This is a genomic window from Microbacterium sp. BK668, assembly GCF_004362195.1.
GTDB lineage: Bacteria > Actinomycetota > Actinomycetes > Actinomycetales > Microbacteriaceae > Microbacterium.
The window spans coordinates 3,004,276-3,017,227 of sequence record NZ_SNWG01000001.1 but is presented as its reverse complement, the minus strand read 5'-3'; the positions used below and the strand labels follow the sequence as shown (position 1 = coordinate 3,017,227).

Sequence of the window (12,952 nt, the reverse complement as noted above, 5' to 3'; positions counted from 1 at the left end):
CTGCAAGGCGCCGTCGCGACGCGATGAGCGAGGTTGGCGGAGGGAGCGCGGTGCTCAAGGTCGGGATCGACATCGGCGGGACGAAGATCGCAGGCGGGGTCGTCGACGACGAGGGGACCATCGTCGAGCAGCTCCGCGTGGAGACCCCCGCCGACACCGCGGCGCTCGAGGATGCCGTCGTCGACATGGTGCGCCACCTCCGCGACACGCACGACGTCGCGGCGGTCGGCGTCGCGGCAGCGGGTTTCGTTGACCGGGACGGGGCGGTGCTCATCCACGCGCCGAACATCGCCTGGCGCAACGAGCCGCTCAAGGCCAAGCTCGAGAACCGTCTCGACATGCCGGTCACGATCGAGAACGACGCCAATGCGGCGGGGTGGGCCGAGTACCGCTTCGGCGGCGGGGCCCACATCGGCGACATGGTGATGCTGACGCTCGGGACGGGCGTCGGGGGAGCGGTCATCCTGGGCGGCGAGCTGTACCGCGGCGGGCATGGGATCGGCGCCGAGCTCGGTCACATGCGCTTCACCCGCGACGGTCGCCCGTGCGGGTGCGGACAGAACGGATGCCTCGAGCAGTACGCGTCCGGTCGCGCACTGCAGCGCGAGGCGGGCGACATCGCCGACTCCGGCGGCATCGGGGACGCCCTCGCGGCGGTGCGCGCCGAGAAGGGCTCGATCAGCGGCCCCGCCATCTCGCGGCTCGTCCTCGCCGGAGACCCCGGGGCGCTCGAGGCGCTCCGCCGGGTGGCGACGGCACTCGGCGAGGCGTGCGGCGGCTTCCAGGCCGTGCTGGATCCTTCGCTGTTCGTGATCGGCGGGGGCGTCGCCGAGCTCGGGGACGTGCTTCTGGAGCCCGTGCGGATCGCCTACGAGACGTCGCTGCCCGGTTACGGCGACCGGCCTGTCGCCGACTTCGCGATCGCGCGGCTCGGCAACGCGGCCGGCATCATCGGCGCGGCAGACCTCGCAGGTCGCGTCTAGCCCGCGGGAGGATCCACCTTGTTCTACTGGCTCATGAAGTACATCGTGATCGGCCCGATCACGAAGGCGATCTGGCGGCCGTGGATCGTCGGCCGGCGCAATGTTCCGGCAGAGGGTGCGGCGATCCTCGCGAGCAACCATCTGTCGTTCGTCGACTCGATCTTCCTCCCGCTCATGATCGACCGTCCCGTCGCCTTCCTGGCCAAGAGCGACTACTTCACCGGGCGGGGCCTGCGGGGCTGGGCCACCGGCATGTTCTTCAAGATGACGGGTCAGATCCCCATCGACCGCTCCGGCGGCAAGGCGTCCGAGGCATCCCTCAACACGGGCCTGCAGGTGCTGGGCCGGGGAGATCTCTTGGGCATCTACCCCGAGGGCACGCGGAGCCCGGACGGCAAGCTCTATCGCGGACGCACGGGCCTGGCTCGCATGGCCCTCGAGGCGCACGTTCCCGTCGTGCCCGTCGTCATGGTCGACACCGACACGATGCTCCCGATCGGCACGCACTGGCCGCGGATCGTGCGCGTCGGCATCGTCATCGGCGAGCCCCTCGACTTCTCGCGGTTCGAGGGCATGGAAGGCGACCGGTACATCCTCCGCTCGGTGACGGACGAGATCATGGTCGCGCTGCAGCGGCTGGGCGAGCAGGAGTACGAGGACGTCTACGCCTCGACCGTCAAGGACCGGCTGACGAAGCCGGGCCGACCGCGACCCAGGGTGCAGGACGCGCCTCAGCCGGCGGCGAGCGCGAAGGCGCAGCATCCGTCCCCGTCGGATGCCCCCGCGGGAGCCTAGCCCGCCGGACGACGCGCACCACCCGGCGATCCCACGCCGCCGGACGATCGCACGGCACCGGGCCATAGCACGCCGCCGATAGACTTGGCGGATGCTTCAGCAGCTCGACGCCCTCGACCACTGGCGGACCCTGCCGATCAAGCAGCAGCCCGCGTGGCGCGACCGCGACGCCGTCGATGCTGTGTCGGCCGAGATCTCGACGCTCCCGCCGCTCGTCTTCGCCGGCGAGGTGGACATCCTCCGTGAGCGGCTCGGGCGCGCCGCCTCCGGCCAGGCGTTCCTCCTCCAGGGCGGCGACTGCGCCGAGACCTTCGCCGGCGCGACGGCCGAGCAGATCCGCAACCGCATCAAGACCGTGCTGCAGATGGCGGTCGTCCTCACGTACGGCGCGTCGATGCCCGTCGTGAAGATGGGCCGCATGGCCGGCCAGTTCGCCAAGCCCCGCTCGAGCGACACGGAGACCCGCGGCGACGTGACGCTTCCCGCCTACCGAGGCGACATCGTCAACGGGTACGACTTCACGGAGGCCTCGCGTCAGGCCGATCCGGCGCGCCTGCTGAAGGGGTACCACACCGCGGCTTCGACGATCAATCTCATCCGCGCGTTCACGCAGGGTGGATTCGCCGACCTCCGCGAGGTGCACAGCTGGAACAAGGGCTTCGCGCAGAACCCCGCCAACCAGCAGTACGAACGCCTGGCGACCGAGATCGACCGCGCCATCAAGTTCATGGAGGCCGCAGGAGCGGACTTCGACGAGCTTCGCCGCGTCGAGTTCTACACCGGCCACGAGGGCCTGCTCATGGACTACGAGCGGCCCATGACGCGCATCGACTCGCGGACGGGGACCCCGTACAACACCTCGGCGCACTTCCTGTGGATCGGCGAGCGCACGCGCGACCTCGACGGCGCGCACGTGGACTACTTCTCGAAGATCCGCAACCCCATCGGCGTCAAGCTGGGGCCGTCGACCTCGCCCGACGCGGCCCTCGCGCTCATCGACAAGCTGGACCCGGAGCGGGAGCCCGGCCGTCTGACGTTCATCACGCGCATGGGCGCCGGCAGGATCCGCGACGCGCTGCCGCCGCTGCTCCAGGCGGTGAAGGACTCGGGCGCCGTGCCCCTGTGGGTCACCGACCCCATGCACGGCAACGGGATCACCACGCCGACGGGGTACAAGACGCGTCGCTTCGACGACGTCGTCGACGAGGTCCGCGGCTTCTTCGAGGCGCACCGCGCCGTGGGGACCTTCCCCGGCGGCATCCATGTCGAGCTCACGGGCGACGACGTCACCGAGTGCCTCGGCGGCTCGGAGCAGATCGACGAGCAGACCCTCGCCACCCGCTACGAGAGCCTGTGCGACCCGCGCCTGAACCACATGCAGAGCCTCGAGCTCGCCTTCCTCGTCGCCGAGGAGCTCGAGAAGCTCTGACCGCCGCCGACGCCGCCGCGGCCGGCGCGGCCGAGTCGAGGCTCAGGGTGTCAGTCGTGGCTCGCGGTTCGAGTCGTGCCGCCGGGAGGCTCGATCCACACGCCGAAGCTCGACTCGGATCCGGGCGCGCGTTCGTCGACGCGGGTGGATCAGTCGGTCGCGCTGAGGTCGAGTGAGACCTTCGTGCCCTTGACGCGCTGGGCCTCCGCTTCGGGGTCCTGCGCCACGACGGTCGCGATGAGCGCGAACGGCTCCCACAGCGGGTTGTACTGCGGCGTGAAACCCGCCGCCGCGAGGGTGTCCTTCGCCTCTGCGAGCGTCAGGCCGACCACGTTCGGAACGGGGAACAGGGGAGGACCCGACGACACCACGAGCGTCACCGACTCGCCCGGACGCCACGGCGTGCCGTCCTCCTTGTCGGCGATGCGGATGACGAGTCCCTCCTCGACGCTGCTGCTCCTCTCCTCCGTCGTGCCGGCGATCTGGAGGTTCTTCGCGTTCAGCGCCGCCGTGGCGTCGCCGACGCTCTTGCCCGCGACATCCGGAACCGCCCCGACCGACACCGAGAGCACCGCGGAGTCGCCCTCGTAGACCGTGCAGCCGGGCGTGCAGTCGAACGCGTCGCCACCGGCCCGGGGAGTGATGGATGCCGCGATCACGGCGTTCTCGGCGACGTCGCCGTTGAAGATCTGCTGGTCGTCCCCGACCGTCACCCGCACCCCCTCGAGGGCGGCGCGGGCCTGATCGGCCGGCAGCCCGCCCAGCGCCGATATCACATGGTCCTGCGGTCCCTTGGAGACCAGCACCGTGACGGTCGCCTCCTTGTCCACGCGCGCGCCGGCACCGGGTTCGGACCCGACCGTCGTCCCGGCCGGGATGTCGAAGTCGAAGACGTCCTGCTGGGCCGCCACGAGACCCTCCGCCGCGAGCGCCCCCTGCGCCTGCTCGAAGGTCATGTTCGAGACGTCGGGGACGGCGACCTGCGACCCCGGACCCGAGCCGAACCACCACCCGGCCGCTGCGGCGAGCGCCGCGAGCACGATGACGAGCGCGAACAGCCACCCGCCTCTCCGGGAGCGCTTGCGCATCTCGGTGCGCAGGCGGGAGGCGTTGTCGACGTCGTCGATCGCCGCCATGGGACCGGTGATCGCCGAGGGGAGCACCTTCGTGAGCTCGGTCTGCGCGCCGCCCTCGTCGCGGATCACGGTCGTGGGAGCGGTGCGGGCGACCTGCGGGTGCACGCCGAGCTCGCGCTCGATCTCGCGGAACCGATCGAGCATCTCCCGCGCGTCCGACGGGCGGTCGTCGGGCGACTTCTCGGTCGCCCACAGCACGAGCTCGTCGAGCTGCTCGGGAACGCCGGGGTTCTTGACGCTCGGCCGCGGGACGGAGTCGGTGGCGTGCTGGAACGCGATCTGCATCGGCTGCTCGCCCTGATAGGGCTGCTCGCCCGCGAGCATCTCGTACAGCATGATCCCGAGCGAGTAGATGTCGCTGCGGGCGTCGGCGGTCCCGCGCGTGACGAGCTCCGGCGCGAGGTAGGCGATCGTGCCGAGGAGCTGCGAGCCGGTCGCGGTGTTCGCGGTGGTGGCGCGCGCGAGGCCGAAGTCGCCGATCTTGATGCGGCCGTCTTCCGCGAGGAGAACGTTCTCGGGCTTGACGTCGCGATGGACGATTCCGGCCCGATGGGCCGCCGCGAGGCCCGAGAGCACGGCATCCATGATCGTCACCGTCTGCTGGATCGTCAGACGCCGCTGCTCGCGCAGCAGCTCGCGCAGCGTGATGCCGGGCAGGTACTCCATGACGAGATAAGCCATCTCGCCGTCCTGGCCCTGATCGAAGACGTTCACCACGTGCGGGTCGGCCAGGCGCGCCGCGGCCCGCGCCTCCTGGATGAACCGGCTCTGGAACACGGTGTCGTCGCTGAGGTGGCCGTGCATGACCTTGAGCGCCACCCGCCGCTCCAGGCGCAGGTCCGTCGCGACGTACACGGTCGCCATGCCGCCGCGCGCGATGCGCGCGCGCACCCGGTATCGGCCGTCGACGAGACGACCGATCAGCGGGTCGGCCTGCTGACTCGTGCTCACGCTCAGAGTCTACGGACGGGCGCCTGTGAGCCCGGGGAGCGGCTCACCCGGCCGAGACCGCTTCGTGACCCGTCACCCGTAGGTCGCCAGCCACGTCGTGGCGGCCAGCTCCCACCGCGCATAGCGGTCGGGATACGCCGAGATCTGGACGGCCTGTGCGGCGCCGCTGAACGTCATGTCCTGCCACCCCGCGATGTCGAGAAGCCCCCGGGTCGTCGTGCCGTTCGGGTCGTCGGGCCCGCCGAAGAACGCGCGGGTGGCGCGCGCGGGATCGCTCACCTGCTCGGCCGTGCCCCATCCCGTGCTCGGGCGCTGCTGGAAGAGCCCGAGCGAGTCGCGGTCGCCCCAGGGGAGGTTGCGCAGCCACGACTCCTGCATGGCGGCCCCGAGGGCGATCGCGATGCCGCGGTCGGGCACGCCGAGCTCGCGGCCGATCCCGATGATGAGCCGGACGTTCGCCTGCTGCTCCGGATCGAGAGCCGGCACGGGAGCCTGCTCCGGCTGAGCCTGCTCCACGGGCGCCACCGGCTCAGCGGGCGCGGCCTCGGGGCTCGGCGTGCTCGTCGCGGGAGGCGCCGGGGCCACACTGGCCGCGGGTGCCATCGCCGACGGGATGGCGACCTTCTGGCCGGGGTAGATGATGGAGGACCAGCCGAGTCCGTTCGCCGCGAAGAGCGCCTGCACGGAGATGCCGTGGCGGGCCGCGATGGCGCTGAGGGTGTCGCCCTGCGAGATCGTGTAGGTGCCGACTGCCGCGGCGGGCGGCGCCGCCGGTGCCGCCGGCGGTGCCGGGGCCGCCGGTGCGGCGGGAGCCGAGCCGCCCGGCAGCATCACCGTCTGGCCGGGGTACAGGATGGACGACCAATCGAGCCCATTCGCGGCGAAGAGCGCCTGCACGGTGGTGCCGTGGCGGGCCGCGACGGCACTGAGCGTGTCGCCCTTCTGGATCGTGTACGTGCCGGAGGGCGGGACCGGTGCGGCAGGTGCGGCAGGTGCGGCAGGTGCGGGCACGCTGCCCACGAGCCGGAGCACCTGACCCGGCGTGATGATCGACGTCGCATCCAGACCGTTGAGCGCGAGGACGTCGGCCGTGCGCAGGCCGTAACGCAGGGCGATGCCGAACACGGTGTCGCCGCGCTGCACCGTGTAAGTCTCGGGCACCTGCACCGAGGCCGGCGCGGTGCGGCCCACGACGACGTGCGAGCCGATCCCGCCCGGCGATGCGACATGCGGGCGAGACTCCGTGCGGGCCTGCGGCGCCGGCTCGGCGGCGACCGCGGGCGCCACCGCCGTCGCGGTCATCGCGAGCGCGATCGAGCCGGCGACGGCCACGGGCATGCACCTGCCGCTGCCCGGCGGAGCGTTCCGTAGGGTCTGCGCCCGGAGATCGGGCGTGCTGCGGATGGTCGTCTGTCGCACGAGTTTTCCCCCCTCTGTGACCACCACACCGTGCCACGGATGTATACCCCTGTCAACCGAAGGGGTTTGTGTGACTGGTGTGACGGGTGTGAATAGAGTCGTCTCGACGCGCGGCGCCGGGAGGGAAGACGAGGCGCCTCCGAGAGTGAGATAGTTGGGGACGTGACCGCAGATCTCGCGCCGCGCATGGAGACGGATTGGCTGACCCTTCCCGAGCTGGTCGACGTGCTGGGAGAGCCGCTCGGCCGCGTGCGCCGGTTCCTGGACGAGAACCAGCTCATCGGCTCCCGCCGGGACGGGGCGCTGAAGGTGCCCAGCGTGTTCATCGTCGACGGACGCCCGCTCTCGTCGTTGCGAGGCACCGTCTTCGTGCTGCACGACGCCGGCTTCGACGACGACGAGGCGATCGACTGGCTCCTGACCGCCGAGGAGTCCATCGGCGTCGCCCCGATCGAGGCGCTGCTCGCGGGGCGGAAGAGCGAGGTGCGCCGGGTCGCTCAGGCGCTGGCCTGACACCCGCCGTTCCGCTCGCATTCCGCTCCGGGCCGATCCCTCCGATGCCGTCGGGCCGCCCCGCCCGGATCAGGTCGTGCGCACCGTCGCCGCGCGAGCGAGGTCGCGCAGCTCGCCGAGCGCGTCGTGTCCGAGGTCCGCGTCCGAGAGGACGCTCTCCGCACTGCGCGCGTAGTCGACGATGAGCGCCTCGACGCGGTCGAGGGCGCCAGTCTCCATGATCGTCCGCTGCAGGCCGGCGATCTGGCCCGCGTCGAGGCCGGGATCGCCCAGCAGCGCGTCGAGGTCGCGCCGTGCGGGGGCATCCAATCGCTCCCGGGCGAAGGCGATGAGCACCGTCCGCTTCCCCTCGCGGAGATCGTCGCCCGACGGCTTGCCGGTCTGCGCCTCGTCGCCGAAGACGCCGAGCACGTCGTCGCGGAGCTGGAAGGCCATGCCGAGGGGGTGCCCGAAGGCGGCCAGCGCGTCGCGCTGAGGGGCTTCGGCCCCCGCGAGGGCCGCTCCGATCGCGAGGGGCTGCTGCACGCTGTATCGCGCCGATTTGTAGGAGGCCACCCGAAGGGCGCGCTCGGCATGGCGCACGTCGGCCTCGGTCCGGAACGCGGACTCCTCGGCGATGTCGAGGAACTGCCCGATGGTGACGTCCCGCCGCATGGTCGCGTACTCCGCTCGGGCGGCGCGGGAGCGGCGGGTGGATGCCGCGGCGAGTCCCTCTTCGAAGAGATCGTCGCTCCAGGCCACGAGGAGGTCGCCCAGGAGGATCGCGCCGGAGCGGCCGAACGCGGCCGCGTCGCCGACCCAGCCCGACCGCACGTGCGACGCCTCGAGCGAGCGATGCGCGGCGGGCCGCCCGCGACGCGTATCGGAGTTGTCGATGACGTCGTCGTGGACGAGGGCCGCCGCGTGGAAGATCTCCAGCGCCGCGGCAGCTGCGACGACGTCGTCCGTCAGCGGCGCCGACCCCCCGCCGGCCTCGGCGACGGCCCGGTATCCGGCGATGCAGAACCGTCCCCGGAGGCGCTTGCCGCCGATCAGCGCGGTCGCCCCCGCATCGACGAGCAGGGCCGCTTCCGCCCCCAGATCCGCGGTCGATTTCCGCATGGCCGCGACGAACGTGTCCAGTCGCTGGGAAATCGCCGCGACCGGGTCCGTGGAGGGTGACACGGGCCTAGCCTAGTGATCGAGCGCACGCGTAGAATCAACGCGTCTGAGACTTCTGAGGGGGATGCATGCCACTGTCCGAACAGGAGCAGCGTCTGCTTGACGAGATGGAACGCCATCTCATGCGCAACGACGCAGACGTCGTCAGCGCGCCCCGGGACGGCCGCACGCTGAGCTACCGCAACATCGTCTACGGCACGGTCCTCGTGCTGCTGGGACTCGGCGGCCTCATCATCGGCGTCTCGACCGACCTCATCATCATCGGCGTGCTCGGCTTCGTCGTGATGCTCGGCGGCGTCGTGCTCGCCGTGACGCCGACGAAGGGCGTCGGTCGCATGCCCGCCGATCCCGAGAAGCCCGTCAGACCCGGGAAGTCGTCATCGTCGTTCATGGATCGCATGAACGACCGCTGGGACAAGCGGCAGGAAGGACGCTGATCGCCTTCGCGCGCTGAGCCGGCACGAAACAGCACCGACCGTCAGGTCGGTGCTGTTTTTTTGCCTTCGGGAGGCCGGGCGACGGCGCACGGAGCCGGGTCGGGGCGGTCGACGCGCCCGGCCGGTCATCGGGGAGTGTTTGGGTGACAAAGTGGAGGACAGTGGAGTAACGTGGGGGCCACAACCCGTCGGGGGCCGGACGAAGGGGGTGAGGTGCCGATGCTTCTTGGCACGCACACTCCCAAGCTCGACGAGAAGGGACGCGTCATCCTTCCGTCGAAGTTCCGGGACGATCTCGGCGCCGGGGTCGTGGTCACGCGGGGGCAGGAGCGCTGTCTCTACGTGTTCAGCACCGCGGAGTTCGAGCGGGTGTACGAGCGGATCCGCGAGGCCCCGCTCACCAACAAGCAGGCCCGCGACTTCCAGCGCATGTTCCTCTCGGGGGCGAGCGCCGAGAGGCCCGACAGCCAGAACCGCGTGACGATCCCGCCCCACCTCCGTGCCTATGCCGGCCTCGACCGCGATCTCGTCGTGACCGGGGTCGGCGCCCACGCGGAGATCTGGAACGCGGACGCGTGGAACGCGTACGCGGACAGCAACGAAGACAGCTACTCGGAGATGGAGCAGGAGGTGATCCCGGGCCTGTTCTGACCCTCGGTCCTGACTCCCAGCCGCTCCCGCCCTGACGCACTTCCCCGGCGCCAGGTCAGAGCGGATGGGGATCAGGATCGAGGGGCAGCCGCACACAGAGCCCCCGCGTGATGGACCTCCGCGACATCCACACCCCCGTCCTCCTCGAGCGCTGCATCGAACTGCTCGCGCCCGCACTCGAGCGCGAGAGCGCGTCGCCGCGCGTTCTCGTCGACGCGACGCTCGGCATGGGTGGTCACTCCGAGGCGTTCCTCGAGCGGTTCCCCGGCATCCGGCTGGTCGGCCTCGACCGCGACCAGGACGCGCTGCGCATCGCGGGGGAGCGCTTGGCGCCGTTCGGAGACCGCGTGACCCTCGTGCACACCGTCTACGACGGCATCGCCGCCGCGGTCTCCTCCACCGGCCTCCACCGGGTCGACGGCATCCTGTTCGACCTGGGGGTGTCGTCGCTGCAGCTCGACGTGGCCGACCGCGGCTTCGCGTACTCGCAGGATGCGCCCCTGGACATGCGGATGGACCAGTCGACGGGGATGACGGCTGCCGACGTCGTCGCGACGTACAGCGAGGGTCAGCTGCGCCGGATCTTCGAGCGGTACGGCGAGGAGAAGCTCGCGGGCCGCTACGCCCGCGCCATCATCGACGCCCGCTCCCGGCAGCCGATCGAGCGGTCGGGGCAGCTCGTCGACGTGCTCTTGGCGGCGACTCCTTATTCCGCGCAGCGCACGGGCCACCCCGCGAAGCGCGTCTTCCAGGCTCTACGGATCGAGGTCAACGCCGAGCTCTCGGCGCTCGAGACCGCGATCCCGAGCGCTCTGGAGCTGCTGCCCGTCGGCGGCCGCATCGTCGTCATGGCCTACCAGTCGCTCGAAGACCGACTCGTCAAGAGGGTGTTCGCGGATGCCGCGGCCTCGACCGCGCCCGCGGGACTCCCCGTCGAGCTGCCCGAGCACGCCCCACGCTTCCGGCTGCTCGTCAAGGGCGCCGAACTCGCCTCGCCTGAAGAGATCGCGCGCAATCCGCGCGCGACGCCGGTGCGCCTGCGCGCCGCCGAACGGATCAGGGAGGCGGCGGCATGAGCCTCGCAGCACAGACGACTCGAACCGCCCGTGCACCCGAACGGCGTGAGACCCCCGGTCGCCGGCTGCGCGCGATCGAGGCCCCGGCGCGGCGCCGCCGTCCGCGGGTCCTCTACGCCATCGTCGCCGTCGCCGGCGCCGTTTCCATCGGAGCAGCCCAGATGGCGCTGTCGATCCTCACCACCCAGACGTCGTACCAGCTGGCGACGCTCACGACCCAGCAGCGCGAGCTCAGCTGGGAGAGGCAGATGCTGTACGACGACGTCGCCGGCCTCAGCTCGCCGCAGTACCTCGCCGCGAACGCCTCGGCCCTCGGCATGGTCATCAACGAGTCGCCGAGCTACCTGCGCCTCAGCGACGGAGCGATCCTCGGATCGAGCCAGGTGGCGCTCGGCGCGTCCTCCGTCGACGCCCTCAACCGGGCCGCCGTCGGCAACGCGCTCATCACCGACACCCCGCTCGTGACCGACCCCGATGCCACCATCCAGGGAGTGCCCCTCCCGGATCCGGGCGCGCTCGCCGACGGTACGCCCGTCGACGGGACGACTCCGGTGTCCAACACTCCGCCACCCCTGACCGACGGACTCCCGACGCCGAGCACACACTGAGACCATGACCACGAGAAGCACCCGCAGTCCGCGCCGTCGAACCGTGGTCGCCCTGGCTGTCGTCCTCGCGGTCCTCGCCGGCTTCATCGTCCGGCTCGTCGACATCCAGGTCGTCAGCGCCCGTGAGCACATCGAGGACTCGAAGTCGATCGCCCTGGGCGGGTCCCGCCCCCTCTACGGCACTCGGGGCTCGATCGTCGACGAGTCCGGTCAGACGCTGGCCGGCAGCATCCTTCTCTACGACGCGCAGCTCGACCCGTCCAACGTCGGGCCCGTCGAGCGCACGGCGGCCGACGGCACGACCGAGGAGGTGTCGTGGACGGCGGTCGCGGCCGAGATCGGCGCGATCACGGGTCAGACCGCCGGAGAGGTGCAGAAGGTCGTCACCGACGCGAAGGCGGCGGACCCCGACTCGCAGTACGCGCAGCTGAAGCGGGGGCTCACGACCGAGCAGTACCGATCGCTCGCCGCACTCGACATCCCCTACCTCTACTTCGACCAGCACCCGTCGCGCATGTATCCGGACGGTGCCGTCGCCGGCAACCTCGTGGGGTACATGGGGCTGGACGGGGAGGCGCTCGGAGGGCTCGAGCAGACCCAGAACGGCTGCCTCGCCGCGAGGAACGGATCGACGACGTTCGAGAAGGGCAAGGACGGCGTCATCATCCCCGGGACGGAGGTGGTGCAGCCCGCCGAGAACGGGGGCACGCTGGCCCTCACGATCAACCGCGATCTGCAGTGGTACATGCAGCAGCTCATCGCCGAGCAGGTGCAGGACATGGGCGCGCTCTCGGGCACGATCACGGTCGTCGAGGCGAAGACGGGCAAGATCCGCGCCGCCGCCGACTTCCCGACGCTCGACCCGAACGACGTGGATGCCTCGGACCCCGACGACCGCGGCAGCCGCATCTTCATCAACTCCTTCGAGCCCGGCTCGACCTTCAAGCCGCTGACCGCCGCGACGCTCATCGACGCCGGCGGCCAGACCCCCGCCTCGACGGTGACGGCGTCCGGCAGGGAGAGCTTCCCCAACGGGGCGCGGGTCGGCGACTCGTTCAACCACCCGGAGTACCTCTACACCCTGGCGGGCGTGCTCATCGACTCGTCGAACGTGGGGATCTCGAAGTTCGCCGAGCGGGTGAGCCCCGAGGTGCGGTACGAGTACCTCAAGAGGTTCGGCATCGGCGACGGAAGCGAGATCCCCTTCAACGGCCAGCCCTCGGGCGACCTGCGCACCCCCGACCGGTGGGACAACCAGAGCTTCTACAACATCGCCTTCGGGCAGGGCGTGTCCACGACGATCCCCGAGCTGATGGGCGCGTACCAGGCGCTCGCGAACGACGGCGTGAAGATCCCCCTCTCGCTCGTCGACTCGTGCACCAGGGCCGACGGCAGCGTCGTCGAGCCCGAGCTCAGCGAGCCGCGCCGGGTCGTGAGCGAGTCCACCGCCGTCGCCGTGCAGCAGATGCTGGAGAATGTGGCGCTGCAGAGCACCCTGTCGGACCAGGTCGCGATCGCGGGCTACAACGTGGCCGACAAGACGGGAACCGGCGAGAAGACCGACGGCAACGGCCGCTACAAGAGCGGCGTCTACTTCACCACGATGATCGGCTTCGCACCCGCCGAGGATCCGCAGTACGTCGTCGCGGTGACGCTCGACGAGCCGACTCGGATAAAGTCGTCGGGTGCCAACGCGTCCGCGTGGCAGAAGGCGATGACCCAGGTGCTGAAGACGTACCGGGTCATGCCCTCCACCGAGGCGCCGACCGTTCTCCCCAAGTTCGGGTGACAGC

Annotated in this window: 12 protein-coding genes; 9 read left to right on the top strand and 3 right to left on the bottom strand. The window is 70.9% G+C overall.

The annotated features are described in order from the left end of the window. Window positions 1–50: 50 nt before the first annotated feature. The 3 genes from EV279_RS13585 to EV279_RS13575 all read left to right on the top strand — a co-directional run bounded on the left by EV279_RS13585 (window position 51) and on the right by EV279_RS13575 (window position 3,207). On the top strand, window positions 51–983 hold the full coding sequence (locus tag EV279_RS13585) for an ROK family glucokinase (RefSeq protein ID WP_133544983.1): 933 nt from the start codon (window positions 51–53) through the stop codon (window positions 981–983). 18 nt (window positions 984–1,001) lie between these two features. Then, window positions 1,002–1,778, top strand: coding sequence for a lysophospholipid acyltransferase family protein (locus tag EV279_RS13580; RefSeq protein WP_243728570.1), 777 nt, complete (start codon window positions 1,002–1,004; stop codon window positions 1,776–1,778). Window positions 1,779–1,869: 91 nt separating this feature from the next. Further along, on the top strand, window positions 1,870–3,207 hold the full coding sequence (locus EV279_RS13575; protein WP_133544317.1) for a 3-deoxy-7-phosphoheptulonate synthase class II: 1,338 nt from the start codon (window positions 1,870–1,872) through the stop codon (window positions 3,205–3,207). Window positions 3,208–3,356: 149 nt separating this feature from the next. Here the strand turns inward: EV279_RS13575 and pknB are convergent, their stop codons facing one another. Both pknB and EV279_RS13565 read right to left on the bottom strand, forming a co-directional pair. Continuing rightward, window positions 3,357–5,294, bottom strand: coding sequence for a Stk1 family PASTA domain-containing Ser/Thr kinase (gene pknB / locus EV279_RS13570; RefSeq protein ID WP_133544314.1), 1,938 nt, complete (start codon window positions 5,292–5,294; stop codon window positions 3,357–3,359). 72 nt (window positions 5,295–5,366) lie between these two features. Further along, on the bottom strand, window positions 5,367–6,632 hold the full coding sequence (locus EV279_RS13565) for a LysM peptidoglycan-binding domain-containing protein (protein ID WP_133544312.1): 1,266 nt from the start codon (window positions 6,630–6,632) through the stop codon (window positions 5,367–5,369). A 267-nt stretch (window positions 6,633–6,899) separates the two neighbouring features. On the opposite strand from EV279_RS13565, the gene EV279_RS13560 reads away from it, so the two are divergent. Further along, a complete protein-coding gene (locus EV279_RS13560) occupies window positions 6,900–7,226 on the top strand; it encodes an Rv2175c family DNA-binding protein (protein WP_133544981.1) in 327 nt (108 codons plus the stop codon). Between the two features lie 69 nt (window positions 7,227–7,295). Here EV279_RS13560 and EV279_RS13555 read toward each other — a convergent pair whose 3' ends face one another. Then, the gene (locus EV279_RS13555) at window positions 7,296–8,390 is read right to left on the bottom strand and encodes a polyprenyl synthetase family protein (RefSeq protein WP_243728569.1); all 1,095 of its coding nucleotides are present in this window, start codon (window positions 8,388–8,390) and stop codon (window positions 7,296–7,298) included. A 65-nt stretch (window positions 8,391–8,455) separates the two neighbouring features. On the opposite strand from EV279_RS13555, the gene EV279_RS13550 reads away from it, so the two are divergent. The 5 genes from EV279_RS13550 (at window position 8,456) to EV279_RS13530 (ending at window position 12,948) form a co-directional block, all read left to right on the top strand. Continuing rightward, window positions 8,456–8,824 (top strand): DUF3040 domain-containing protein, encoded by a 369-nt coding sequence (locus tag EV279_RS13550; protein WP_133544310.1) that lies wholly within the window; start codon window positions 8,456–8,458, stop codon window positions 8,822–8,824. Between the two features lie 219 nt (window positions 8,825–9,043). After that, window positions 9,044–9,475 carry a division/cell wall cluster transcriptional repressor MraZ gene (gene mraZ / locus EV279_RS13545; protein WP_133544977.1) on the top strand — a complete coding sequence of 144 codons (432 nt, stop codon included), beginning with the start codon at window positions 9,044–9,046 and terminating at the stop codon, window positions 9,473–9,475. Window positions 9,476–9,585: 110 nt separating this feature from the next. After that, window positions 9,586–10,551 carry a 16S rRNA (cytosine(1402)-N(4))-methyltransferase RsmH gene (rsmH, locus tag EV279_RS13540; protein WP_133544975.1) on the top strand — a complete coding sequence of 322 codons (966 nt, stop codon included), beginning with the start codon at window positions 9,586–9,588 and terminating at the stop codon, window positions 10,549–10,551. Then, on the top strand, window positions 10,548–11,159 hold the full coding sequence (locus EV279_RS13535; protein ID WP_133544308.1) for a hypothetical protein: 612 nt from the start codon (window positions 10,548–10,550) through the stop codon (window positions 11,157–11,159). The genes rsmH and EV279_RS13535 overlap by 4 nt, the downstream gene beginning before the upstream one ends. Window positions 11,160–11,163: 4 nt before the next feature. After that, window positions 11,164–12,948, top strand: coding sequence for a penicillin-binding protein 2 (locus tag EV279_RS13530; RefSeq protein ID WP_133544306.1), 1,785 nt, complete (start codon window positions 11,164–11,166; stop codon window positions 12,946–12,948). Window positions 12,949–12,952: the final 4 nt, after the last annotated feature.

What these genes read in the sequence shown, in the direction of transcription:
- EV279_RS13575 (WP_133544317.1), top strand. Translation starts at nt 1,870, where the DNA reads ATGCTTCAGCAGCTCGACGCCCTCGACCACTGGCGGACCCTGCCGATC.
- EV279_RS13565 (WP_133544312.1), bottom strand. Translation starts at nt 6,632, where the DNA reads ATGCCCGTGGCCGTCGCCGGCTCGATCGCGCTCGCGATGACCGCGACG.
- EV279_RS13560 (WP_133544981.1), top strand. Translation starts at nt 6,900, where the DNA reads ATGGAGACGGATTGGCTGACCCTTCCCGAGCTGGTCGACGTGCTGGGA.
- EV279_RS13550 (WP_133544310.1), top strand. Translation starts at nt 8,456, where the DNA reads ATGCCACTGTCCGAACAGGAGCAGCGTCTGCTTGACGAGATGGAACGC.
- mraZ (WP_133544977.1), top strand. Translation starts at nt 9,044, where the DNA reads ATGCTTCTTGGCACGCACACTCCCAAGCTCGACGAGAAGGGACGCGTC.
- rsmH (WP_133544975.1), top strand. Translation starts at nt 9,586, where the DNA reads ATGGACCTCCGCGACATCCACACCCCCGTCCTCCTCGAGCGCTGCATC.
- EV279_RS13535 (WP_133544308.1), top strand. Translation starts at nt 10,548, where the DNA reads ATGAGCCTCGCAGCACAGACGACTCGAACCGCCCGTGCACCCGAACGG.
- EV279_RS13530 (WP_133544306.1), top strand. Translation starts at nt 11,164, where the DNA reads ATGACCACGAGAAGCACCCGCAGTCCGCGCCGTCGAACCGTGGTCGCC.